This window comes from Halalkalibacter oceani, from assembly GCF_040544555.1.
Taxonomy (GTDB): Bacteria; Bacillota; Bacilli; order Bacillales; family Bacillaceae_D; genus Halalkalibacter; species Halalkalibacter oceani.
Genome location: NZ_JBEPKD010000021.1, coordinates 25219 through 47596, shown reverse-complemented (window position 1 = coordinate 47596; position 22378 = coordinate 25219). Strand labels below are relative to the sequence as shown.

General features: G+C 48.6%; 24 protein-coding genes. 1 reads left to right on the top strand and 23 read right to left on the bottom strand.

The genetic code is table 11. From position 1 onward, the window contains the following. Window positions 1–91: 91 nt before the first annotated feature. From gap to rpoN, 4 genes are all read right to left on the bottom strand, one after another. Window positions 92–1099 carry a type I glyceraldehyde-3-phosphate dehydrogenase gene (gene gap / locus ABMB67_RS18035; protein WP_251223361.1) on the bottom strand — a complete coding sequence of 336 codons (1008 nt, stop codon included), beginning with the start codon at window positions 1097–1099 and terminating at the stop codon, window positions 92–94. 139 nt (window positions 1100–1238) lie between these two features. Further along, entirely contained in the window at window positions 1239–2270 is a 1032-nt protein-coding gene (locus ABMB67_RS18030; protein ID WP_354572930.1) for a sugar-binding transcriptional regulator, read from the bottom strand. Between the two features lie 169 nt (window positions 2271–2439). Next, window positions 2440–2688: a glutaredoxin family protein gene (locus ABMB67_RS18025; protein ID WP_251223363.1), complete on the bottom strand. Its 249-nt coding sequence runs from the start codon at window positions 2686–2688 to the stop codon at window positions 2440–2442. A gap of 26 nt (window positions 2689–2714) precedes the next feature. Further along, window positions 2715–4049: an RNA polymerase factor sigma-54 gene (gene rpoN / locus ABMB67_RS18020; RefSeq protein WP_354572929.1), complete on the bottom strand. Its 1335-nt coding sequence runs from the start codon at window positions 4047–4049 to the stop codon at window positions 2715–2717. Between the two features lie 297 nt (window positions 4050–4346). Between rpoN and clpP the strand changes: the two genes are divergently transcribed. Then, a complete protein-coding gene (gene clpP / locus ABMB67_RS18015; RefSeq protein WP_251223365.1) occupies window positions 4347–4934 on the top strand; it encodes an ATP-dependent Clp endopeptidase proteolytic subunit ClpP in 588 nt (195 codons plus the stop codon). Window positions 4935–5206: 272 nt separating this feature from the next. Here clpP and ABMB67_RS18010 read toward each other — a convergent pair whose 3' ends face one another. From ABMB67_RS18010 to hisG, 19 genes are all read right to left on the bottom strand, one after another. Then, a complete protein-coding gene (locus ABMB67_RS18010) occupies window positions 5207–6886 on the bottom strand; it encodes an SLC13 family permease (RefSeq protein WP_354572928.1) in 1680 nt (559 codons plus the stop codon). A gap of 72 nt (window positions 6887–6958) precedes the next feature. After that, on the bottom strand, window positions 6959–7669 hold the full coding sequence (locus ABMB67_RS18005) for a response regulator (RefSeq protein WP_354572927.1): 711 nt from the start codon (window positions 7667–7669) through the stop codon (window positions 6959–6961). After that, the gene (locus tag ABMB67_RS18000; protein ID WP_354572926.1) at window positions 7662–9278 is read right to left on the bottom strand and encodes an ATP-binding protein; all 1617 of its coding nucleotides are present in this window, start codon (window positions 9276–9278) and stop codon (window positions 7662–7664) included. The genes ABMB67_RS18005 and ABMB67_RS18000 overlap by 8 nt, the downstream gene beginning before the upstream one ends. Window positions 9279–9378: 100 nt before the next feature. Beyond that, window positions 9379–9807, bottom strand: coding sequence for a DUF4362 domain-containing protein (locus ABMB67_RS17995; protein ID WP_354572925.1), 429 nt, complete (start codon window positions 9805–9807; stop codon window positions 9379–9381). A gap of 132 nt (window positions 9808–9939) precedes the next feature. After that, a complete protein-coding gene (locus tag ABMB67_RS17990) occupies window positions 9940–10194 on the bottom strand; it encodes an HPr family phosphocarrier protein (RefSeq protein ID WP_251223370.1) in 255 nt (84 codons plus the stop codon). 28 nt (window positions 10195–10222) lie between these two features. Then, a complete protein-coding gene (whiA, locus tag ABMB67_RS17985) occupies window positions 10223–11179 on the bottom strand; it encodes a DNA-binding protein WhiA (RefSeq protein WP_251223371.1) in 957 nt (318 codons plus the stop codon). Between the two features lie 71 nt (window positions 11180–11250). Next, window positions 11251–12198 (bottom strand): gluconeogenesis factor YvcK family protein, encoded by a 948-nt coding sequence (locus ABMB67_RS17980; RefSeq protein ID WP_251223372.1) that lies wholly within the window; start codon window positions 12196–12198, stop codon window positions 11251–11253. Next, entirely contained in the window at window positions 12195–13091 is an 897-nt protein-coding gene (gene rapZ / locus ABMB67_RS17975) for an RNase adapter RapZ (RefSeq protein ID WP_251223373.1), read from the bottom strand. Before rapZ ends, ABMB67_RS17980 begins: the two co-directional genes overlap by 4 nt. A gap of 24 nt (window positions 13092–13115) precedes the next feature. Next, on the bottom strand, window positions 13116–13589 hold the full coding sequence (locus ABMB67_RS17970) for an NUDIX hydrolase (protein ID WP_354572924.1): 474 nt from the start codon (window positions 13587–13589) through the stop codon (window positions 13116–13118). Window positions 13590–13913: 324 nt separating this feature from the next. Further along, the gene (gene trxB / locus ABMB67_RS17965) at window positions 13914–14858 is read right to left on the bottom strand and encodes a thioredoxin-disulfide reductase (RefSeq protein WP_354572923.1); all 945 of its coding nucleotides are present in this window, start codon (window positions 14856–14858) and stop codon (window positions 13914–13916) included. 94 nt (window positions 14859–14952) lie between these two features. Then, window positions 14953–15993 carry a tetratricopeptide repeat protein gene (locus ABMB67_RS17960; RefSeq protein ID WP_354572922.1) on the bottom strand — a complete coding sequence of 347 codons (1041 nt, stop codon included), beginning with the start codon at window positions 15991–15993 and terminating at the stop codon, window positions 14953–14955. A 206-nt stretch (window positions 15994–16199) separates the two neighbouring features. Beyond that, entirely contained in the window at window positions 16200–16757 is a 558-nt protein-coding gene (locus ABMB67_RS17955) for a hypothetical protein (RefSeq protein WP_354572921.1), read from the bottom strand. 359 nt (window positions 16758–17116) lie between these two features. Continuing rightward, window positions 17117–17749, bottom strand: a complete 633-nt coding sequence (gene hisIE / locus ABMB67_RS17950; protein WP_354572920.1) for a bifunctional phosphoribosyl-AMP cyclohydrolase/phosphoribosyl-ATP diphosphatase HisIE — start codon at window positions 17747–17749, stop codon at window positions 17117–17119. Then, window positions 17746–18504: an imidazole glycerol phosphate synthase subunit HisF gene (gene hisF, locus ABMB67_RS17945; protein ID WP_354572919.1), complete on the bottom strand. Its 759-nt coding sequence runs from the start codon at window positions 18502–18504 to the stop codon at window positions 17746–17748. Before hisF ends, hisIE begins: the two co-directional genes overlap by 4 nt. Window position 18505: 1 nt before the next feature. After that, window positions 18506–19240 carry a 1-(5-phosphoribosyl)-5-[(5-phosphoribosylamino)methylideneamino]imidazole-4-carboxamide isomerase gene (hisA, locus tag ABMB67_RS17940; protein ID WP_251223379.1) on the bottom strand — a complete coding sequence of 245 codons (735 nt, stop codon included), beginning with the start codon at window positions 19238–19240 and terminating at the stop codon, window positions 18506–18508. Then, window positions 19233–19877 carry an imidazole glycerol phosphate synthase subunit HisH gene (hisH, locus tag ABMB67_RS17935; protein WP_251223380.1) on the bottom strand — a complete coding sequence of 215 codons (645 nt, stop codon included), beginning with the start codon at window positions 19875–19877 and terminating at the stop codon, window positions 19233–19235. The genes hisA and hisH overlap by 8 nt, the downstream gene beginning before the upstream one ends. 3 nt (window positions 19878–19880) lie before the next feature. Then, window positions 19881–20471 (bottom strand): imidazoleglycerol-phosphate dehydratase HisB, encoded by a 591-nt coding sequence (hisB, locus tag ABMB67_RS17930; RefSeq protein WP_251223381.1) that lies wholly within the window; start codon window positions 20469–20471, stop codon window positions 19881–19883. After that, window positions 20468–21742 (bottom strand): histidinol dehydrogenase, encoded by a 1275-nt coding sequence (gene hisD, locus ABMB67_RS17925; protein WP_251223382.1) that lies wholly within the window; start codon window positions 21740–21742, stop codon window positions 20468–20470. The genes hisB and hisD overlap by 4 nt, the downstream gene beginning before the upstream one ends. Continuing rightward, entirely contained in the window at window positions 21739–22377 is a 639-nt protein-coding gene (hisG, locus tag ABMB67_RS17920) for an ATP phosphoribosyltransferase (protein ID WP_251223383.1), read from the bottom strand. Before hisG ends, hisD begins: the two co-directional genes overlap by 4 nt. Window position 22378 lies beyond the last annotated feature (1 nt).

Below are 22378 nucleotides of genomic sequence, written 5' to 3'. Positions count from 1 at the left end.
CCGCTAACCTCCTTATTCACCAAAACATTCTACAAACAGCGGAAAAAGAGAGGCAGAATTATTTTTCTCCTCTCTGCATCCGTCTACTTGATTATAGACCTTGCTTCGCCATATATTCAACAAGATCAATCACGCGGTGTGAATAGCCTGATTCGTTATCATACCAAGAGATGACCTTGACCATGTTACCTTCCATCACCATCGTGGAAAGAGCATCGATTGTCGAAGATGCCGGATTGCCATTGTAGTCCCCTGAAACAAGCGGCTCTTCACTGTAAGCAAGAATGCCTTTTAACGGACCTTCCGCAGCTGCCTGGAATGCGGCGTTAACTTCTTCCACTGTCACATCCTGATTCAGTTCCGCTACTAAATCAACTAGTGAAACGTTAGGCGTCGGTACACGCATGGCACCGCCATTCAGCTTTCCTTTAAGCTCAGGCAATACGAGAGCAACGGCTTTCGCAGCGCCTGTCGTCGTTGGAATAATATTTTCCGCTGCGGCACGCGCACGACGGTAGTCTTTATGCGGCAAATCAAGAATTTGCTGGTCATTCGTATACGAGTGAACAGTTGTCATCATGCCGCGCTTGATGCCAAATTTATCATTAAGTACTTTCGCAAACGGCGCAAGGCAGTTTGTTGTACAAGAAGCATTAGAAATGACATGGTGGCTGGCCGCATCATATTTTTCTTCATTTACTCCCATAACAATTGTAATATCTTCATCGGAAGCCGGTGCAGAAATAATGACCTTCTTCGCTCCTGCTTCAATATGTTTTGCCGCATCAGCCCGCTTCGTGAAGAAGCCTGTCGATTCAACAACAATTTCCACTCCGCGCTCATTCCAGGCAAGCTTAGCCGGGTCGCGTTCAGCAGAAACGTTGATTTCCTGCCCGTTCACAATTAACGCATTTTCCTGCACCGACACGTCAGCGTCGAGCTTTCCGTGTACAGAATCATACTTTAACAAGTGAGCTAGCATCTTCGCATCGGTTAAATCATTGATCGCCACTACTTCTACATTCGGGTTTTTCAACGCTGCACGGAAGACATTACGACCAATCCGGCCGAAACCATTAATTCCAATTTTTGTTGTCATCTTACATTCCTCCTAAAAGTTTAAGGCTACTCAGTTTATTTTCGGTGCTGGAAAGTCAATTGCCATTCCATCCACCTTCTACAGTTCATCCGCATGCATCAGACAGTTTCCAGCCATGCTATAGGAAGCCCTGTATTCTTCATTCATTCCCCGGGACACGTAGCAGTGATCTGGCTGCTGCTTCATCTGTAATGAGGACATCGCTCGGCCGGTACTTCATATAAGCCGCAATCGCTTCTGCCTTTGAACGCCCACCGGCAACAGAGATGACATATTTGTGCTCACCTAAATCATCCAGCTGGAGACCGATCGTTCGTTGCTTATGAATCGGCTGACCGGCCCGGTTAAAGTAGTAGCCAAATGCTTCTGCTACCGCCTCTTCCCGTTTCAGCTTATCGATAAACGAACCGGAAGAATCCCGACGCTCCGCCATCATTTGAGCATCACCGATGCCGTGGATAACCGTGCTAGCAGACTTTATCAGCTTTAGGATATCCTGCACGGACGGTTCTAATACAAGCGATGTATACGCCTCTTCACTTAGCTGATCAGGCACATGCAGCAGGCGGTACTGCGCCTTGGCGCGGCTCGCAAACTCGGCACTGATCGTATTGGCCTGATTCTCAACCTGTTCACCAAGCCCGCCACGAGCCGGCACAAACACAACTTCACGCGTTTGCGTATCGGGCGTCATCATTTCCGCGACGGCCGCCAATGTTGTCCCTCCCATTACGGCAACGACATCCTTTGGCCTTAGCCTTGCTTTTAATTCGCCGATACAGGCCCGCCCCATTTCACGCTTCACCCAGGAATCCTCGTCGCTATCTCCGGCGACAACAAGCACCTGCTTTACGCCGAGCTGTTGGGAAAGGCTCACTTCCAAATGCCTTAATCCTAAAAGCTCCTTCATCACATCTTCAAGCTGACTGAAAAGCTGCTCGCCTTCTTCGGTCACACTCATTCCCGAGGTCGCAAAGTGCACAAGGCCCTGCTCTTTCAGAAACGTTACCTCGCCTCTTAGCACCCGCTCTGATAGCTGAAGATTTGTAGATAGACTGCGCCTTCCAATTGGTTGCATCAGCTTAATATAATGGAGAATCCGATAGCGCTTTACCATCACATCAAGCAGATCCGGCAATAATTTCTTTTGGATATCCAATAATCCTTGCATCTGCCACACTCCTAGTTGGACATAATATGTCCCTCATAGACTTTTTCTGTCCCGATATAGCCAAAAAAAGACCAGATCCTTATCTACGCTTTTATTTTAACAAGGATAAGGTCAGGCGACAAGTTATATTTCACTCGAATTTTTTTAAGAAAAGCGCGCAGCGTTTTTCTTAGCTTCCTTCCCTTTCAAGCAAACGCTTCCTTACCTTCTCCTTTGAAATCTGGCCAAAATCGACTTCTTCGGCTCCAATCCGGACGACCGGGATCATAATTTGATACTTTTCCAACAACTGATCGTCCTGATAAATATCAATAATTGTCAGCGTAAACGGAATGTCCCGCTTCAGCTCCTCCAGCACCGTCTCTGCTTTATCACAAAGCGGGCAATCCGTTTTAGACAACAGCTCTACCTCTAGCATCCGTCCTGATCTCCCTTTTTATTCATTTACTCAAAACGCTTTCGTTTAGATGAAGACGGAATTCCCAGCTCATCACGGTATTTGGCGATTGCTCTTCTGGAAACCGTTATCCCTTCCTGCGCTTTAAGCTCCGCTACTATTTTAGCATCTGAAAGCGGCTTTTGCTTATTTTCTTTCGCAATTAATTGCTTCATATGCTCTTTAATCGATTGGCTCGACGCGCTGTCGCCGACGCTTGTTTTCACGGCGGAGGAGAATAGAGCTTTCAGTTCAATGACTCCCCGCGGCGTTTCCGCATATTTATTCGTAGTCGCCCGGCTCACCGTTGATTCATGCACGCCAATTTCGTCGGCGATTTGCTTTAACGTCAATGGCTTCAGCACACCATTATACAGAAAATACTCAACCTGGTGCCTCGCGATCGCCTCACCAACTTTGATAATCGTCTGCTGCCGCTGCTGAATGCTTCGGATCAGCCAGTGTACTTGCTGCACCTTTTCCTTCGCGTATTCTGAAGCGGTTCGATCCTTTGAGCTGAGCAACAATCGTTCATAGTGGGTATTGAGACGAATCGTTGGAATAAGCTCATCATTAAGCTGAACATGGAGCCGGTCCTGTTCTCGGAAAATTTTGATTTCTGGCGTCACAAATGGAATCGGTTCTGCACTAAATTGCAAGCCTGGTCTTGGATCAAGTGTTCGGATCAGGTCATTGACCTTCTGGATATCATGTAATGTTACATGAAGGGCAAGCGAGACGTCTTTCCATTTTCGCCTGGCGAATTCGTCCATATACAGCTCGACGATTTTTTCAGCTAACGGTTGACGCTTCGGCAGCCGCTCCAGCTGCAGCAGCAGACATTCCTGCAAATTTCTCGCGCCGACCCCGGCCGGCTCAAAACGTTGCAGAATCTCCAGCAATTCTTCTCCTTGTTCAACGGTTATTTGCGCCTCTTGACAAATTTCTTCAAAAGGCCGTGAAAAATAACCATCCTCTCTTAAACTATAAATAAAATAAGTAATTAGCTTCTTCGTTTGGTGAGATAGGCGCAACTCGGTGAGTTGGGCGAGTAAATGATCATTTAAACTTCTGCGGTCGATGACGGCATAATCAAGCGGTGACATTCTTTCCTCGCGGCCTGATTGCTCATAGACCGGGTAGGCGTGCACATCAGAAAACTCTTCTTTCACCACTTTTTCATCAGGCTGCTCCTGCACGTCCAGTAACGGGTTTTCAAGCGCCTGCTCCTGAAGGAACGCCGTCAGGTCCGCGGCTGAATATTGCAATAAACGAATCGCCTGACTCAACTCCTGAGTCATCACGAGGCTTGTTGACTGCTGCTGAAAAAGTCCAAATTCCATGCCAAACCTCCTCCCGTTTTTATTATAGCACATTTTCCAACGAAAGCGTTTTCTTATCAATATGCAATACATCTTCCGACGATGCGTGAACCGCTTGGCTGTTTTTTAGTTTTTGTATTCGGAACGTTTGCTGTTTGAGAAATTCAAAAAACGGATAACATGAAAGGAGGGTTTATTTAGCTTGATAGGGAATAGTTATGAAGAAAAGAAGTGTTCTCATTTGACCTTCTTTGACCATTTAGGTATGATGTACATAGAAGTTGCACATGATGATCAAACATTAAGGAGGAACTAGTAATGAACTTAATCCCAACAGTTATTGAACAGACGAACCGCGGAGAGCGTGCTTATGACATCTATTCCCGCTTATTAAAAGATCGTATTATTATGCTTGGAAGCGGAATCGACGATAATGTCGCCAACTCGATTGTCGCCCAGCTCCTGTTCTTACAGGCCGAGGATCCTGAAAAAGATATTTCGCTTTACATTAACAGCCCAGGCGGCTCGATCACAGCCGGAATGGCGATTTATGATACGATGCAATACATTAAGCCTGATGTATCTACAATTTGTATCGGAATGGCCGCTTCAATGGGTGCTTTCCTGCTTGCCGCCGGCCAGAAAGGTAAACGCTTTGCGCTGCCTAACAGTGAAATTATGATTCACCAGCCATTAGGCGGTACACAAGGTCAAGCGTCCGATATTGAAATTCACGCCCGCCGCATTATCGAAATGCGCGAAAAACTTAACCAGATTCTTTCTGAGCGTACGGGTCAACCGATTGAAGTCATCGAGAAGGATACGGACCGCGACAACTTCATGATCGCTGAAAAAGCAAAAGAATACGGCTTGATCGACCAGGTCATCCCGGCAACAACAAAATAATTCAAAAAGGGAAGTTCCGAGTGCGGAACTTCCCTTTTTGATTAGTAGTCAGGGCTTGACTCTTCGACCTCGCTGCTTACGGCTGATCTCAAAAGGAAAAGCACCTTTTGAGTTTCCTTTTCCTCTTCTTCAGCCGATTCAAGGCTGGCAGCGGTTTCGTTCTTCGCTCAGCACGCAGGAAAGAAACCCGCTTTCCTGCGTGCTTCAAAACCCTTGCGAAGACGACTCTCGCTGCTTACGGCCGATCTCAAAAGGAAAATCACCTTTTGAGATCAGCCTTGCAGAAGTTCCGCCGGGATGGTGGTGAGGTCGATGCCCCAGACGAGTGGGACTAAATAATAGACGCTGGCAACAATTAGGGCCGAGCCGACGAGGTTGATGATGAAGCCGGTCCGCGCCATTTCGATTATTCTCAGCTTTCCGGTTCCGAAGATGATCGCATTCGGCGGTGTTCCGACGGGCAGCATAAACGCACAGTTGGCCGCCATCGCACATGGAATCATCAGCGCGAATGGATGAATATTTAACGCGAGAGCCAATGCTGCCACGACAGGGAGAATCATCGTTGCCGTTGCTGTGTTGGACGTGATTTCCGTCATAAACATAATTAGCAACGTCGCCGCTGTAATAATAACGATTAAGTGCAGGCCATCAAGCACGGTCAGCTGTTCACCCATCCAGTCTGATAACCCGGTCTCCCTGAACCCAGATGCAATGGCGAGCCCTCCGCCAAACAGGAGCAGCACTCCCCACGGAATATCGCGTGAATCTTTCCACGATAAGAGGCGCCCTCCGCTTAAGCGGGTTGGAATCGTAAAGAGCAAGACCGCAGCAAGGACGGCGATCATCCCGTCCGAAAGGCCTGGAATCACATAAATTCCGCCTTCCGACCAGAGAAAACTGCGTGAAATCCACATAAAAGCCGCAAAGATAAAGACAGCGCTGACCATTTGTTCTTCATATTTAATTTTGCCAAGCTTCTGTCTTTCCTGTTGAATTAATTCTTTTCCGCCAGGCAGCTGAGTCAGCTTCACTTTAAAAGCGGATTTGCTTAAATAGAGCCAAGTGAAAATAAGCATGACAATGACGACCGGAACAGCAAATAACATCCACGTTGCAAATGAAAGCGTTATCCCAAACAGCTGCTCTAATTGACCGGCAAGGATGATATTCGGCGGTGTGCCGATTAACGTACCGAGTCCGCCAATCGTTCCAGCGTAGCCGATACTGAAAATAAGCGACTTCTCAAATTTCGGCAGTTCTTTTTCATCCGGCTTCCCTTTCAGGACATCGGCGACCTGGGCTGTGATCGCCAGGCCCATCGGAATCATCATCATGACGGCAGCCGTGTTCGAGACCCACATCGACAAAAATCCGGTCGCGACCATAAAGCCAAGCAAAATCCGTTGTGTGCTCGTGCCGATGACGGCGATAATAAACAGAGCCATCCGTTTATGAAGATTCCATTTCTCCATCGCCGTAGCGATAAAGAAACCACCAAGAAATAAGAAAATGATGTCATCACCGTAGGAAGACGCTACTGCATTGCCCTCCATCGCTCCCATAATCGGCAATAAAATTAACGGTAATAAGGACGTAGCCGGAATTGGAATCGCTTCTGTAATCCACCATGTTGCAATCCAAAGCGTAACGGCGAGAACAGCCTTCCCTTCAGGCGCCAACCCTTCCGGATGAAAAAACAGCATCGTGACAAGAAACAAAGCAGGACCAAGCAAAAGACCGATAAGCTGCGCCTGCGAGTACGGACGCGACGGCTTTTCCGAAGGGGGACGCGGCTCCCTTCCGCCGAGAGACTCATCCGTGCCTCCCTGTCCGGCCGCCGCCGCATTGCTGCCCGCATGTTTATGCAAAGCAAATATGTTTAACAGGTTTTTCGTACGTTGATGTTGTTTCCAAAGATTTTCCCATGTTGACGTAAGCAAATTGTTCATTCTTATCTCCCTTTCATGAAATCGCTTACAGTTATTTTCTTAAATCTTACAACTTTTGTATAGTTTTTTTAACTAAATGAAATCAGATTGTTCCAACACTTTTTTTCCACTTTCAGCAAGGCGGTATTGCTGAAGCGGGCGACCGAAGCTGTGATAGACGACATCCTTTTGAATCCAGTTCTGCTGCTCGAAGTAGCGCAAGTATTTACGCAAGGACACATGGGAAACGCCTATCATGTCGCTTAGTTCAGTTGCCGACTTCCAGCCCTCCTGCGCTGCCATCGCCTGCAAAATCCGGATACATGTTTCCTTCGTAATGCCTTTCGGAAGAACATAGCTGCTTTTCGGCTGTCCCGGCTGACGCGGATAAAAGAAACGGTCAACCTCTTCCTGCCGGAAATGAGCAGAAGACACGGCCATCTCATCCTTGTAATGCAGCAGCGCTTCCTGAAAGCGCTCAAATGTGAACGGTTTGATTAAGTAGTCGATGACGCCGTAACGGTAGCCTGTCTGCACAGATTGCTGGTCATTCGCTGATGTGATCAGAATGACATCGACATTCACATTTTGCGCTCTGATTTTTTTCAAGAGATCGAGGCCGTTTTGGTCATGAATATAAATGTCAAGTAAGACAAGATCGACTTCCGGCTTCTTGACCAGCTGCTCACCCTCTTCAATTGTTGAGGCGCTGCCAAGCCATGAAAAGCCATCAACCTTTTCAACATATTTACGGTGAAATTTAGCGACAAGTGGATCATCTTCAACGGCTACAATTTTAATCATGCTGCTCATCCCCTGTTTTCTGATTATGTGACGTGATTGGCAGGCTGACGCGAAAGGTCGTTCCGACTCCCGGTTCTGAAGCGACATGATAATTGCCGGCTGCCGCCTGGATCGCCTTGATCATGATCGACAGTCCGTATCCTCTGTTCATTCCCTTCGTCGAGACTCCTTTTTCCAGCAGCACAGGCAGGCTCTCCTGCGGAAAGCCGCGACCATTGTCCCGAAGCTGATAAACCATTTCTCCGTTTTCAACTTCAAATGTCAGCTCAACTTGCTTCTCCTCTTGGCCAACCATCGCTTCGACCGCGTTTTCAAGGCTGTTTCCTATAATGGTAATCCAGCGGTCAACCATCACGGGATCGTCCAGTGTCGGCCACTTTCTCGCTCCACGCAGCTCGATGCTAATATTGGCACGCTCCAGCCGCTCCATTTGACTGAATACAAAGCCGGCAATCGCCACATCGTCAATATGGGCCGAGATCCGCCCTGTTTCCTTCTGGTAATTTTGCGACAAATGTTCAACATATTCTTTCAACTCATCATAGGATTCCGTATAAACCATCGCGCTAATAATATGAAGCTTATTCATAAATTCATGTGTCTGCATCCTTAACGTATGAGCGTAGGACTCTACCCCGGAGAGCTGCTTCATCACCGCATCAAGCTCATTGCGGTCACGGAAAGTGACCAATGCACCGACGCATTCCCCGTCGACAATTACCGGCACCGAGCTCGTCATCATGTCAAACTGCCCGAGCTGAACAACCTGATCGTAGACGGCTTCCTTGTTTATAATTTGCGGCTCAAGGGTAAGAGCGGGCCACACCCTACTGATCGGCTCTCCCGTCAAGCTTCCTTGATAGCCTGCCGTTCGTAATAATTGTTCGGCTGCCCGGTTTGTGATAATGATTGTCTGATCGGCATTGACCGCCACGATTCCTTCCCCGACACTTTCCAGCATCGCCTCGCGCTCCTGCATCATTTTGGCAATCTCCCACGGTTCAAGATTGAATAAAGTTTGCTTCAGCCTGCTTGCCAAGACATAGGAGCCGAGCAGACCAAGCATCAAACTGATCGCCGTCCCGAAAAAAGTGCTGCGAATGCTTTCCCATACAGCTCCATCAATGAATTCTGTGGAAATGCCGACCGAAACGGCGCCGATTTGCCGGCCTTGATGAAACACCGGCTCAAAAGCCCGCATCGATGGACCCAACGTCCCAACCGCTTCCGACGTATAGGTCTTTCCTTCGAGGACATCTCCGACATCACCGCCGACGAAATGCTGACCAATCCGTTCTTCCACTGGATGGGTCAAACGGACTCCCTCCATGTCAACGATGACGATATATTGCAGCTGATGACTTTCGCGTATGCTTTTTGCCAAATTCCGCAGCTCCTCACTCGCTTCGCCGGCTTCGAGCGCCTCTGCGACGAGCGGCATTCTCGCAAAGTGACTCGCACTTAAGCTTGCTTTGCTGGCGAGTGCTTCTTTCGTCTGAACAGCTTGACCATAGCCGATCACCAGCCCCATCACAAGCAGCGTTAGGCATAGTAAGCCACTGGAAAATAACATCATCTGATAAGTAAGTGGAAGACTTCTTTTCCTCATAGGCTGCTCTCTCCTCGTTCAACATTCTTCAACCTTTTAAAAATACCATAATTTTGCTTGAAGAAAAACGAAGAAGACATGCGAGCGAGCATCGCCCCAGCTAGTTGATCATTCTCCGCAGCTTCACGATGACAACGTCCGCACCTGACTGACAGCCGCTTAACAGATAGAAAGCTTCCTCATTACCGCGCTCCTCCCGAATGATGCCATTACAGCTCATTTCTGCTTTCACCGGCCCCGAGCCTCTGTATTGATCCTCGGAACGATCGACTTCAACCTTTATTTTCTCTCCGTCATACTCAAGATCATATAATAGTGGATCCCCTTCATTTGTATATTCAACAATCCGCACCTGGTCAGGCGTCTTCCCCTCGACATTTGTTAAAAACGTCTGCAAAACAGCAACGTTATAGACATCTCCGTGTACGTTGATCACATCGCCATTTTCAATCCCCTGCTCAAAATCGTAGGAACAGGCAGCTAACGTGACCGTCATCACCAAAAGCATCGCGTACATTAAACGGTTCATCTTATCCCCCCTTGAATAGAACGACTGTCCCTGCTTGAAAGTTGCCGTATCATAATCAGTAAAATAAAAGGGGCTCAGACAAAAGGTTGTTTTCCCTTTTGCCCGGCCCCTAAAGTCACGATGATGACTGCTTTATTCTGATTCAATGAAAGCGACCAACGCTTCCAATGCTTCTTCCTCGTCTCTGCCCTCCGTCACAAGCGTAATTTTCGCTCCGTGGCCAACGGCAAGGCTCATTAAGCCCATAATACTTTTCGCGTTAACTTTCTTGCTCTCTCTTTCAATGTAAACATCTGAATTAAAACGGTTCGCTTCCTGTACGAACAATGCAGCCGGTCTGGCCTGCAATCCTGTTTTTTTCTTAACAACTACCTCTTTTTTTACCATAATTGTATTCCTCCTTAGCTTTATTCGTTTATTTTTTTGCTGTAAACGGTTGCCCATTTCGAAGTTTATCGGCAATTTCATCGATTTTGCGCAGGCGGTGATTGACACCCGACTTGCTCACCTTCCCGCTTTCGACCATTTCACCGAGCTCCTTAAGCGTTACATCCTGATGCGCCACGCGAAGCTCGGCAATCTCCCTCAGCTTCGGCGGAAGCTGACTTAAGCCAATTTCACGCTCCAGAAAGCGAATGTTCTCAACCTGCCGCAACGCCGCTCCGACCGTTTTGTTCAGATTAGCGGTTTCACAATTGACAAGCCGATTAACTGAATTTCGCATATCCTTCATAATTCGGACATCCTCAAAATAGAGCAACGCTTGATGGGCCCCAATAATACTGAGAAACTCTGTAATTTTTTCGCTCTCTTTTATATACGTGATGAACCCCTTTTTACGTTCCAACGTTTTGGCATTTAATTGATATTCGTTCATCAATTCACATAATGACTGATTATGCTCGCCGTAGAGAGAGAAGATCTCAAGATGATAAGAGGACGTTTCCGGATGATTGATCGAGCCTCCCGCGAGAAAAGCTCCCCGCAAATAGGCGCGCTTGCAGCATGGAGATTTCGTAATTTCCTTTGAAATCGTCCGGACAATGACGAATCCTTCCTCTAAAATACCCAAGTCCTCTAAAAGCATTTTCGCCTCATGCTTCATCCGTACAAGGTAGACGTTATTTTTTTTCAGTCTCATTTTCTTACGAACGAGCAGCTCTACAAAGATTTCAGCATACAGTCTTTTGATCAAGACATAAATCCGTCTGGCAATCGCGGCATTTTCCGTTGTGACATCTAAGACGAGCTTCTTTTGATTAAAGGAAAGCGACCCGTTCATCCGAATGAGTGCGGCCAGCTCCGCTTTTGCACAACAATCCTCTTGTTCAAGCTGCGTTAATTCTTTTTTTGTGGTCGCGGCAAAAGACACAGTACTCACTCCTTTCGGCCGAGGGCGGCAGCTTTGCTACCTTCCGAGCAGCCAACCTCTTGATACGTACTTTATGATGAAAGATTTAGCAGGGCATGGGATACTTTCACAGCATCATGCCGCAGCATATGATGCCACTCCAGGACAAACCGGTCTGCTATAATTTCGACCCCCATATGACGTAACCGGTTCTGATCCACGACAACCTGGCTCGCGCCTTCCTCCGCATACCTTACCTGCAAAGCGGATGAAACGGGTGAGCTGTGGACAAGAATGTCTTCGACAAGCCCCTCTCCGCAATGGTCGACAATCGCCTGCAAATGATCAGCAGCGGAATAACCGTCCGTCTCACCTTCCTGGGTCATGACATTGCATATATACACTTTTCTTGCTTTTGCCTTTCGGATCGCCTGCGAAATTCCCGGAACGAGTAAATTTGGCAGGACGCTTGTGTACAAGCTTCCTGGTCCGAGGACAATCAAGTCTGCTTCCTCAATCGCCTGGATACTCTCCTGCAACGGTTCCACTTCCTCAGGTGTCAGAAAAACACGCTTGATTTTCTTGTGAACCCGCGGAATTTGTGATTCCCCCGTGACAATGCTTCCGTCCTCCATTTCAGCGTGAAGAACGATGCTGCGATTGGCCGCAGGATAGACTTTTCCCCTGACGTTTAACACCTTAGAAAGCTCTGATATCCCCCGAGCAAAATCGCCTGTAATCGACGTCATCCCGGCCAGAAGCAAATTTCCAAGTGAATGACCTGATAAGCCATTTCCGTTTTCAAACCGGTGTTGAAAGAGCTGCTCGACTAAAGGCTCAACTTCCGCTAACGCGACAAGAACGTTGCGGACATCCCCCGGCGGCGGAATATCTAATTCCTTGCGCAGCCTGCCTGAGCTTCCGCCATCGTCGGCGACTGTGACAATCGCCGTAATCGAAACAGGGAATGTTTTCAGTCCTCTCAGCAACACGGACAGGCCCGTTCCTCCCCCAATGACAACAATATTCTTTTTTTTCACGTAATCCTTTCCTTCCCTTTGTCAATATCCCGATGACTGACATGGAGCATATATTCTTCAGAGAAGGCTTTACCGAAATACTCCGCAAGTGTCACCGAGCGATGCTTGCCGCCAGTGCAGCCAATTCCAATGACGACCTGGCTTTTCCCTTCCCGCTTATACTGCGGGAGCATAAACGAAAGAAGATCGGTCAGTTTTTCCACGAATGTTTGCGTTTCCGACCACTTCATCACATAGGAGGAAACCTCCTCCTCCAGCCCCGTTTTCGGACGCATATGGTCGATGTAATGAGGGTTGGGCAGAAAGCGAACATCGAAGACGAGATCAGCGTCAATCGGAATCCCGTATTTAAAACCAAATGACATAATGTTTACCGAAAAAGGATGGCGCTCCGTTGAACAAAAGCGCTGAATAATACGCTCGCGCAATTGAATCGGCTTCAAATCAGTCGTATCAATAATCTGCTGACTTCGCCCTTTCAATTCCTCCAGCATTTCCCGCTCAAGCTGAATCCCTTCAAGTGGAAGACCGTTCGGAGCAAGTGGATGAGAGCGTCTCGTTTCCTTGTAACGCTGGACGAGCTTCGCATCCTTCGCATCCAAATAAACAATCTGCACCTTCAGATTCATATCAGGCGGCTGCGTAATGGAATCAATCGCTTCAAAAAGATGGTCGAAAAACTTTCTGCCGCGCAAATCGATGACGAGAGCGACTTTATTCATTTTTCCGTTTGAGCCGTCAATCAGTTCGACAAATTTTGGAATAAGCGCCGGGGGCAAATTATCAACACAGAAATAGCCAAGATCCTCAAAGCTTTGCATCGCTACAGTCTTTCCGGCCCCTGACATACCTGTAATAATGACAATTTGAATTTCTTCATTTTCCGCTTTCATCGTTTGCTCCCCCCCATCCCTTTTTTATGTATATTCAGGCTCTAAGCGATAAGATAGTAAATCAAAATCCTTCGTATAATAGAACGTGCCAAACATCATCCCTTTTTCCTTTAAAATGTGATGAAAGATATGCTTATCCCCTTCAGCCATCGGCAGATTGCTCACTTCTCCGATTTCCTTCCAGGCAAGCTTTCCTTCAGGAGATGTTGCAAGGAGTTCGCCGGAATAGTTGGTGGCCTGAAAGGTAAACATCATCCACTCCTTAACCGGCTTGTCATTATCCATGATGATCATCGTCAGCACAGCCCGCAATTGGCAATCTTTCAGCGAAATACCTGTTTCCTCACGAAACTCGCGCTCTGCTGCTTCCTTTATTGATTCTCCCTGTTCCATTTTCCCGCCTGGAGCGACCCACCAGCCGCGTCTCGGCTTTTGTAATAACAGGGCTTTATTTCCTGATGTCAAGATACAGTTTGCTACTCGTTGCAATCCATTCACCTCAGTTCTCCTATCCACTTATTATACAATTAATCCAAACGTCTCACAATTCCTAAGCTATACACTGTGAGAAGAAAAAGTGAAAGTTACACCGGATGTGGAAGGTACACGCACTGAGGTGACAAGCAACAGCATGATGTAAGCCCTTACTTATTTGCGCAGCAAGGAAACTGGAGGAAATGAAGTTAAAAAAAGGGCACGGACGCAAAGGTCCGTGCAACAATTATATAAAAAAGGGGGTCAATTACTTAATCCTATAGTAACCCTTTTTTATTTCACATGTGTTACAGAAGCATTAAGAACGAATGACGTTTCTTATCTTGATCAAGCGTTCAGCTTATCTTCAAGGCTTTCCAGATAATGCTGGACATTTTGCGCCGCCAAACTACCGTCTCCTGTCGCCGTCACAATTTGCCGTAATGATTTTTCCCGGATATCGCCAGCGGCAAAAATCCCCGGCACCTTCGTTTCCATCTCTTCATTTGTCACGATATAGCCTTCGTCGTTAGTGATTCCCAAGGAAAGCACGCTGCTGTTTAACGGCAGCAATCCAATATAAATAAAGACGCCATCCGTTTTAAATTCGCGCTGTTCTCCTGTTTCTGTACTCTCAAGCGTCACGCTGCCGACCTTGCCATTTTCCGCGTTGATTTCCTTGACGACATGATTCCAGATGAAATCAATTTTTTCATTTTGAAAGGCGCGGTCTTGAAGAATCTTTTGCGCACGCAGCTGATCGCGACGGTGAACAACCGTTACCTTTGAGGCAAAGCGCGTTAAATAGACCGCTTCCTCAACGGCGGAATCGCCGCCGCCGACGACGACAAGCTCTTTTCCTTTAAAGAATGCACCATCACACACCGCACAATAGGATACCCCGCGTCCACCTAATTCCTGTTCCCCGGGAACGCCGAGCTTTTTGTATTCCGCGCCGGTAGCAACGATGACGGCACGGGCTTTGTATTCCTTGCTTCCCGCTTTCACGAGCTTCCATTCCCCTTGATCGACGATTTCTTTAATGTCGCCATACCCATATTCGGCGCCGAATTTCTTCGCATGCTCGAACATTTTATTGGAAAGCTCCGGACCGAGAATATGGTCAAAGCCCGGATAGTTTTCTACATCCTCTGTGTTTGCCATTTGTCCGCCCGGCACACCACGCTCAAGCATGAGGGTTGACAGGTTGGCGCGTGACGTATAGACGGCCGCCGTCATTCCTGCCGGTCCCGCCCCGGCGATAATGACATCATATACTTTTTCTTCAGTCATGGTTCTTCACTCCTTTTCCAGCTTGTACTCACTTTTATCTTTATCCAGTCATATCGTAGCCAAAAAGCGGCCCTTTGTCTAACTTCCTGCTCAGTTATTCAGCCCAAATCTGATACCGTAGCTCACTAAGCGACAGCTTAGATTGTAAAAACCGCTCCGCTTGCCGACACGAAAGCCTCGCAGCCCGTTCAATCAGCTGCTTCGCCTTTTTTTCCTCACCGACATGAGCAAGCGCGACCGCATAACAAAAGAGAAGCGCCGGCCTCTGTTCCAGCTGCCATTGCTGTAATTCCTTCAGCCTCTCATAGGCCTCCTGATAGTGGCCGACCGCGCATAACGTTTCGGCTATTTTGATATAGTGATCTTCCTGAAGAGGATAGACATTTTTTAACGTGCGTATATAATGGTCTGCCTGCTTAGCATCCCCTTTTTCGGTATAAAACAATGCAAGGTTGCAAATGGCGATCAAATTTCCTTTATCCTTTTCCAATACAGCTTCGCATATCGCAAATGCCCGCTGCTCCCCCTGTCTGAACAAGGCCTCCGCCAAATGGTTGTGAGCGGCCCAGCAGGTTGGATGATCGTTAACAATCGCTTGCAGGATCGGAATGGACGATTGGACTTCCCCTTTACGCAGCAGTCTGTGGGCATACTCATGTCTGGCAACCAGCTCATCCTCCTGTGCGTCCAACTCCTCCCAATCATCGTCCTCTTCCCGTTCAAACTGCAGCAAATCAAGCAGTTCATACGCATCCGCAGAGAAACGCTCATTCGGATGAAGCTCTAAATAGCGCAAAGTGGCGCGTTCCGCCTGTTCAAACAGACCTAAATAAGCGTAATTATTGGCCATGAAAAAATAACATTCCGCTAATTTGTCCCCTTTTTCATTCAGGACATCATGCAAAATATCATTGGAACGCTCATATTCGCCGAGCTCTGAAAGCACAGCTGCGAGCTGAATGCGAAAGACAGGCTCCTGAGCTGTGAGCTTTACCGCTCGTTCAAAAAGCCTGACTGCTTTTTGCAAATGATTTTTGCGGTAGGCCTCAAGTCCGCGTTGAAAAAAATAATCGCCGTTTTGATACAATGGAACGACCTTGCGTTTGTTTTGTTCATTTTGTGGTGTTACATCCATGAAGTTATGGTCCTCCAGCTTCTCATCATACCACCTAGTATACATCATTTTAACAATGAACAGTACTATGTTGTTCGATAACACGTCTATCAAAAAGCTTCCGAAAAAAATGACGAATTGTAAAATAAAAAAACATGAGCTGCAGCAGTTCATGTTTTTGGCAAAGACTATTCATATTAATCAAATTTCCTGTGCTTACTTGCCCGCTACTGTGGGTAGGAATGAACAATCGTACCATCATGATCGTACGCGGTTATTGAAAAAGACAGGAGCTCTTCGTCGGTCATTCGTAAAAAAAGACGTGTCTGATGAGTTCCGGTGATAAAATCAGTGATTTCATACAGGTTCTCATTTTGTTCGACAATCACTTTATTGACAGCAGGATTGTCAATCATCCCAAAGAAAAAAGACTTATTTTCATTTGAGCCGGCATCTGAATAGCCCGCGCCCCCTAACACGACATTTGAATCTGTCTCTTCGATTGGAATACTCCCCAACAAAGCCTCACCTTGATGAAAGTCAACTAGATCCCACGTCCCGAACAGGTTCTTTTCTAATCTCCCAAGATGGAGAAAGTCGCTCGTTCGAAAAAAGACAAACCAGTCATCATCGATCTGCTCGATGGCAAGAACATCCGTCACCTGCATCGTCCACGGTTCCGTTATTCGATAGATGTCCCCTTCGTGCGGATCGCGTTGATGAAGAAACACGTAAAACAAGAAGAGACATACGATTAAAGATGAGATTATCAGCTTTCGTCTCATTGATTTTCTCCTCGTTATTTTTGTCTTTCCCCAACTTAGCCAAGCCTGCCATCCGTGTAACACGCGAAGCCGACGCCCTTCCTCGAATCTACCTGAAAGTTTTATACTTTCTTAGCTCATAAAAAAAGCCTAAACCGGGCTCTCCCCCGCTTCGCTCTGCCCGTCTTCACCAGAAGAGCACTGGTAAAGAACTATTGGGGCAGGCTTCGCTGGAGGAGGGGTCCGCTCATAAAAAAAGCCTAAACCGGGCTCTCCCTCGCTCCGCTCTGCCCGTCTTCACCAGAAGAGCACTGGTGAAGAACTGTTGGGGCAGGCTTCGCTGGAGGGTTCGCTCATAAAAAAGCCAAAACCGGGCTTTTTTATGAGCTACTGTGGCGTTCTTCGAGGACGCTTAGGACTTGGTCGAGGGGGAGTTTTTGTTCGCGCAGAAGGACGAGAAGGTGATAGAGGAGGTCGGCGACTTCCCATTTCAACTCTTCGTGATCACGGTTTTTCGCGGCGATAATCACTTCGCCCGCTTCTTCTCCTACTTTTTTCAGGATTTTGTCGACGCCTTTTTCAAATAAATACGTCGTGTAAGCGCCCTCTGGCATTTCCGCTTCCCGTTTGGCGATAACCTGCTCCAGCTCATTAATAATCGCAAAGCGGTCTTGGCTTGTCTCGTTCTTTTCCTCCGTCAGCAAGGAGTCACTAAAGCACGAGTACACTCCTTTATGGCAGGCCGGACCGGCCGGATCTACAAGAACGACAAGCGCGTCGGCATCGCAGTCAAAGCGGATATCCACAATTTTCTGCGTGTTGCCGGACGTTGCTCCTTTGTGCCACAGCTCCTGGCGCGAGCGTGAATAGAACCATGTCTCCCTCGTCTCAAGCGATTTCTCAAGCGACTCCTTGTTCATATAAGCTAACGTCAGCACTTCCTTGCTTTGGGCATCCTGGACGATTGCCGGAACGAGGCCGTTCTCATCAAAGTTGATCTCTTGTTTTGTCATCGTATGCTCACTCCCTGCTCTTTTAAGTACCCCTTGACCTGGGCGACTGATGTTTCTTTATAATGAAAAATCGAAGCTGCCAGCGCTGCGTCCGCCTTCGCTTCCTGAAAAACAGCGGCGAAGTCTTCCTTTTTTCCTGCCCCGCCGGAGGCAATCACAGGAACGGTCACAGCTTCACTGACTGTTTTCGTTAATGCCTGATCAAAGCCGGTCTTCGCTCCGTCCTGATCCATGCTTGTCAGCAAAATTTCTCCCGCACCAAGCCGGACGGCTTCCTGCGCCCAGGCGACGACCTCCCAGTCAGTCGGTGTCCGTCCACCGTGGGTGTAAATCCGCCACGAACCGAGATCTGGATCGTACTTCGCATCAATCGCGACGACGATACATTGCGAACCAAAAAAGTCCGCACCCTCGCGAATCAGCTCCGGACGCTTGACAGCCGCTGTATTAAGCGACACTTTATCGGCGCCGGCGCGCAGCACGCGCTTCATATCGGCAAGAGAGTTGATCCCGCCGCCGACCGTAAATGGAATCGCCAGCGTTCCCGCCACCTGCTCGACGACTTCAATCATCGTTTCCCGGCCTTCATGCGAGGCGGAAATATCAAGAAAAACGAGTTCATCGGCGCCTTCCTGATCGTAAAACGCCGCCAGCTCGACCGGATCGCCGGCATCGCGAAGATCGACGAACTGCACGCCTTTCACAACGCGTCCTTCTTTTACATCAAGGCAAGGAATAATACGTTTTGTCAGCATTCTACTCCTCCCCTTTCAACGCCTCGGCAAGCGTAAACTGATTCGTGTAGAGCGCCTTTCCGACAATCGCGCCGCTCACTCCTCGCTTCGAACGTTGACGAAGCTCCGTTAAATCCGCTAATGAGCTGACACCTCCGGAAGCGATGACCTGCTTTCCTGTTGCTTCAGCGAGCGCCGTAATCGCTTCTGTGTTCGGCCCTGATAGCATTCCGTCACGTGAAATGTCGGTAAAAATAAACACCTCTGCTCCGAAGCGGGCCAGCTCCTGCGCCAGCGTCTCAGCTTTAACAGATGACGTTTCCAGCCAGCCTTCCGTCGCGACATAGCCGTCGCGCGCATCGAGACCGATCGCAATCCGTTCTCCTCCATATGTAGCGAGCATCTCTTTCGTAAATGCCGGATCGTTGACGGCGACACTGCCAAGAATGACACGGTCGACTCCTTGGTCGAGATAATAAGCGACATCGTCCGCTGTGCGGATGCCGCCGCCAACCTGGACCCGGACGTCTAGCTCTTTGGCGACCCGAAGAACATACTCATGATTAATTCTTTTTTTTGCCTTGGCCCCGTCCAGATCGACCATATGAATCCATTCCGCTCCCTCTTCGACAAACTGCTGCGCCATCGCGAACGGAGAATCGCCATAGACGGTTTCCTCATTATAATCTCCCTGCTTCAGTCGAACGCACTTCCCGTCACGCATATCAATTGCTGGATAAATGACAAACTTACTCACTTTTTCTGCCTCCTTGTGCGACTAGCTCACCAAAATTGCGAAGAATGCTCATCCCGACATGGCTGCTTTTTTCCGGATGAAATTGAGTGCCGAGGACGTTGTCCCGTCCGACGACCGCCGGAACGGTTCCGTCATACTCACTCGTCGCAATGAGCACATCGCGGCTTCCTTCCTTGACGACATATGAATGGACAAAATAGACATGGCCTTCTTCGACATTTCTGAGCAGCGGATGGCCCGGCTGCTGAAACGTCAGCTTGTTCCACCCCATATGCGGCACTTTGTAGCTTGCGCCATCAGCCGTCTGCCCGCTGAAGCGCTCCACACGTCCCGGCAGCAGCTTTAGCCCTTCCGTCAGTCCGTGTTCATCACTTTCTTCAAATAAAAGCTGCATGCCAAGACAAATACCAAGCAGCGGCTTGCCAGCCTCGGCCCATTCCCGTAAAAAGGAGCTAAGTCCCATTTGATTCAATGTCGCCATCGCATCAGGAAAAGCCCCGACTCCAGGCAGCAGCAACCCGTCCGTTTTTTGTAAAACATCACTATCATCCGTTAAGACATACGGCAGTTCAAGCCGTTCGAGCGCTTTGCTGACACTATGCAAATTTCCCATTCCGTAATCGACGATGCCAATCATGTTTTATAACAATCCCTTCGTTGACGGGACGCCTTTCACCCGTTCGTCTATACTTGTTGCTTCATCGAGAGCGCGTGCCAATGCTTTGAATACCGCTTCAATCATATGATGCGTATTAAAGCCATAATGCACGATGACATGAAGGTTCATCCGCGCCTCAAGCGCCAGCTTCCACATAAATTCATGGACGAGCTCCGTATCAAATGTCCCTACCTTCTCTTTTGGAAATTCAGCGCGAAACTCCAAATGAGGACGATTGCTTAAATCAACGACAACCTGGGCTAACGTTTCATCCATTGGCACAAAGGCGTTGCCATAACGGCGAATCCCTTTTTTATCGCCGAGCGCTTCCTTGATCGCCTGTCCGAGGACGATGCCGATATCTTCTGTTGTATGATGGTCATCGACATCCGTGTCCCCATTCGCTTCCACCATTAGGTTGTAATGACCATGCTTTGTGAACAAGTCGAGCATATGTGTTAAAAACGGAACCCCCGTCTCAAGCTCAGATTTTCCTTCTCCGTCAATTGTAAAATCGAGCTTGATTTGCGTTTCACCTGTATTGCGTTCAATTTGTGCGCGTCGCTCTGTCATTTGTTTCCCTCCAACCTGATATCAATTGCTCTGGCGTGAGCTTCGAGTCCTTCCAAGCGGGCGAGGGCGGAAATTTTCGAACCGTTCGCCTCCAAGGCTTCTTTACTGTAGGCAATAATACTTGATTTTTTAATGAAATCATCAACATTTAACGGACTGGAAAAGCGCGCCGTGCCGTTCGTCGGCAGGACGTGATTCGGTCCGGCGAAATAGTCTCCGACCGGTTCCGAACTATACGAGCCGACAAATATCGCTCCGGCATGACGGATTTTACCGACAAGGTTCATCGGCTCCTTCGTCAACAGCTCCAAATGCTCAGGCGCAAGCTCATTGACGACATGAATGGCTTCGGCGATGTCCCGCGCTACATAAATGACGCCGTAATCGCGAATCGAGGCGGCAGCAATGTCTTTCCGTGGCAAAAGCGCCAGCTGTTTTTCGACTTCTACTGAAACTTGTTCCGCCAGCTCGTTTGAGGTCGTCACGAGCACGGCCGAAGCTCGTTCATCATGCTCGGCCTGTGAGAGCAGATCGGCGGCAATATACCCCGGGTCGCCTGTCTCATCCGCCAGTACGACAATTTCGCTCGGGCCGGCGATCATATCGATATCGACCTTGCCGAATACCGCCCGCTTTGCCAAGGCGACGTAAATATTGCCTGGTCCGGTAATTTTATCAACCGGTGTGATGCTTTCCGTTCCGTAGGCAAGCGCAGCGACCGCCTGGGCGCCGCCAACCTTGTAAATTTCCTCCACGCCCAATTCACTTGCGGTTACAAGCACACCGGCCGGCAAGCTTCCATCAGCCTGCGGCGGCGATACCATGACGATCCGTTTCACCCCTGCAACCTGGGCTGGGATGACATTCATCATAATCGAAGACGGATACGCCGCTTTCCCACCCGGCACATAGACGCCAACTGAATCCAGTGCCGTTATTTGCTGGCCGAGAATCGTGCCATCCTCTTTCGTCGTCAGCCATGATTGCCGCAGCTGCCGCTGATGAAAGTCGCGAATGTTGGTCATCGCTTCACGAAGTGCTCCGATCAGTTCCTCATCCATTTGCGCATAAGCCGCTTCCATTTCCGCTTCTGTCACGCGCAGCTGGTCAAGCTCCGCTCCGTCCAGCGTTTTTGTCAGCGTATAAAGCGCGTGATCTCCCTGCTCGATCACTTGCGTAATAATGTTATCGACAGCATCACGCTGCATTTCTGTTCCTGTATCCAAATCGCGTCTGAGGCTGACCGATGCCTCGACCTTGACCATTCTCATTCCTCTTCCTCCTCAATTAAGCGGGATAGGCGCTCGACCATTTGATCAATCCGTTCATCCTCCATCCGGTAGCTGACCGGATTCACAATTAAACGCGAGGTGATCGGGACAATCGTTTCCAGTTCGACGAGACCGTTCTCTCTTAATGTTTGCCCTGTCGAAACAATATCGACAATCCGGTCAGCAAGACCAATTAACGGGGCCAGCTCAATTGAGCCGTTAAGCTTAATAATCTCCACCTGCTCACCCTGCTCCTTGAAGTACTGCGTCGCTAAATTCGGATATTTGGACGCAACCTTTGGATTGATATCCGACTTTTCATAGCCTGGAAGCCCGGCAACAGCTAAATAGCAGGCGCTGATTCCAAGATCAAGCACTTCGTAGACGTCGCGCTCTTCCTCGATCATGACGTCTTTCCCGGCAACACCGACATCGGCGACGCCGTGCTCGACATAAGTCGGGACGTCCATTGGCTTCGCCAGAATGAAGCGGAGCTTTTCTTCCGGTACATCGACGATCAGCTTGCGCGAATCATCGAACTCGGCCGGGAGATTGTAGCCCGCTTTCCGCAGCAAGTCCACCGCTTCTTCAAAAATCCGCCCTTTCGGCATTGCTACCGTTAACCATTCTGACATG

Excerpts from the sequence above, each read along its gene's own strand:
- ABMB67_RS18005 (WP_354572927.1), bottom strand. The coding sequence starts at position 7,669 with ATGATTAAAATTGTAGCCGTTGAAGATGATCCACTTGTCGCTAAATTT.
- hisG (WP_251223383.1), bottom strand. The coding sequence starts at position 22,377 with ATGTCAGAATGGTTAACGGTAGCAATGCCGAAAGGGCGGATTTTTGAA.
- ABMB67_RS18000 (WP_354572926.1), bottom strand. The coding sequence starts at position 9,278 with ATGAGGAAAAGAAGTCTTCCACTTACTTATCAGATGATGTTATTTTCC.
- ABMB67_RS17955 (WP_354572921.1), bottom strand. The coding sequence starts at position 16,757 with ATGAGACGAAAGCTGATAATCTCATCTTTAATCGTATGTCTCTTCTTG.
- ABMB67_RS18025 (WP_251223363.1), bottom strand. The coding sequence starts at position 2,688 with ATGCTAGAGGTAGAGCTGTTGTCTAAAACGGATTGCCCGCTTTGTGAT.
- rapZ (WP_251223373.1), bottom strand. The coding sequence starts at position 13,091 with ATGAAAGCGGAAAATGAAGAAATTCAAATTGTCATTATTACAGGTATG.
- trxB (WP_354572923.1), bottom strand. The coding sequence starts at position 14,858 with ATGACTGAAGAAAAAGTATATGATGTCATTATCGCCGGGGCGGGACCG.
- clpP (WP_251223365.1), top strand. The coding sequence starts at position 4,347 with ATGAACTTAATCCCAACAGTTATTGAACAGACGAACCGCGGAGAGCGT.
- rpoN (WP_354572929.1), bottom strand. The coding sequence starts at position 4,049 with ATGGAATTTGGACTTTTTCAGCAGCAGTCAACAAGCCTCGTGATGACT.
- hisH (WP_251223380.1), bottom strand. The coding sequence starts at position 19,877 with ATGATTGGCATCGTCGATTACGGAATGGGAAATTTGCATAGTGTCAGC.
- hisF (WP_354572919.1), bottom strand. The coding sequence starts at position 18,504 with ATGCTGACAAAACGTATTATTCCTTGCCTTGATGTAAAAGAAGGACGC.
- hisB (WP_251223381.1), bottom strand. The coding sequence starts at position 20,471 with ATGACAGAGCGACGCGCACAAATTGAACGCAATACAGGTGAAACGCAA.
- ABMB67_RS18010 (WP_354572928.1), bottom strand. The coding sequence starts at position 6,886 with ATGAACAATTTGCTTACGTCAACATGGGAAAATCTTTGGAAACAACAT.
- ABMB67_RS17990 (WP_251223370.1), bottom strand. The coding sequence starts at position 10,194 with ATGGTAAAAAAAGAGGTAGTTGTTAAGAAAAAAACAGGATTGCAGGCC.
- ABMB67_RS17960 (WP_354572922.1), bottom strand. The coding sequence starts at position 15,993 with ATGGATGTAACACCACAAAATGAACAAAACAAACGCAAGGTCGTTCCA.
- ABMB67_RS18030 (WP_354572930.1), bottom strand. The coding sequence starts at position 2,270 with ATGCAAGGATTATTGGATATCCAAAAGAAATTATTGCCGGATCTGCTT.
- ABMB67_RS17995 (WP_354572925.1), bottom strand. The coding sequence starts at position 9,807 with ATGAACCGTTTAATGTACGCGATGCTTTTGGTGATGACGGTCACGTTA.
- hisIE (WP_354572920.1), bottom strand. The coding sequence starts at position 17,749 with ATGACAAAACAAGAGATCAACTTTGATGAGAACGGCCTCGTTCCGGCA.
- gap (WP_251223361.1), bottom strand. The coding sequence starts at position 1,099 with ATGACAACAAAAATTGGAATTAATGGTTTCGGCCGGATTGGTCGTAAT.
- hisD (WP_251223382.1), bottom strand. The coding sequence starts at position 21,742 with ATGAGAATGGTCAAGGTCGAGGCATCGGTCAGCCTCAGACGCGATTTG.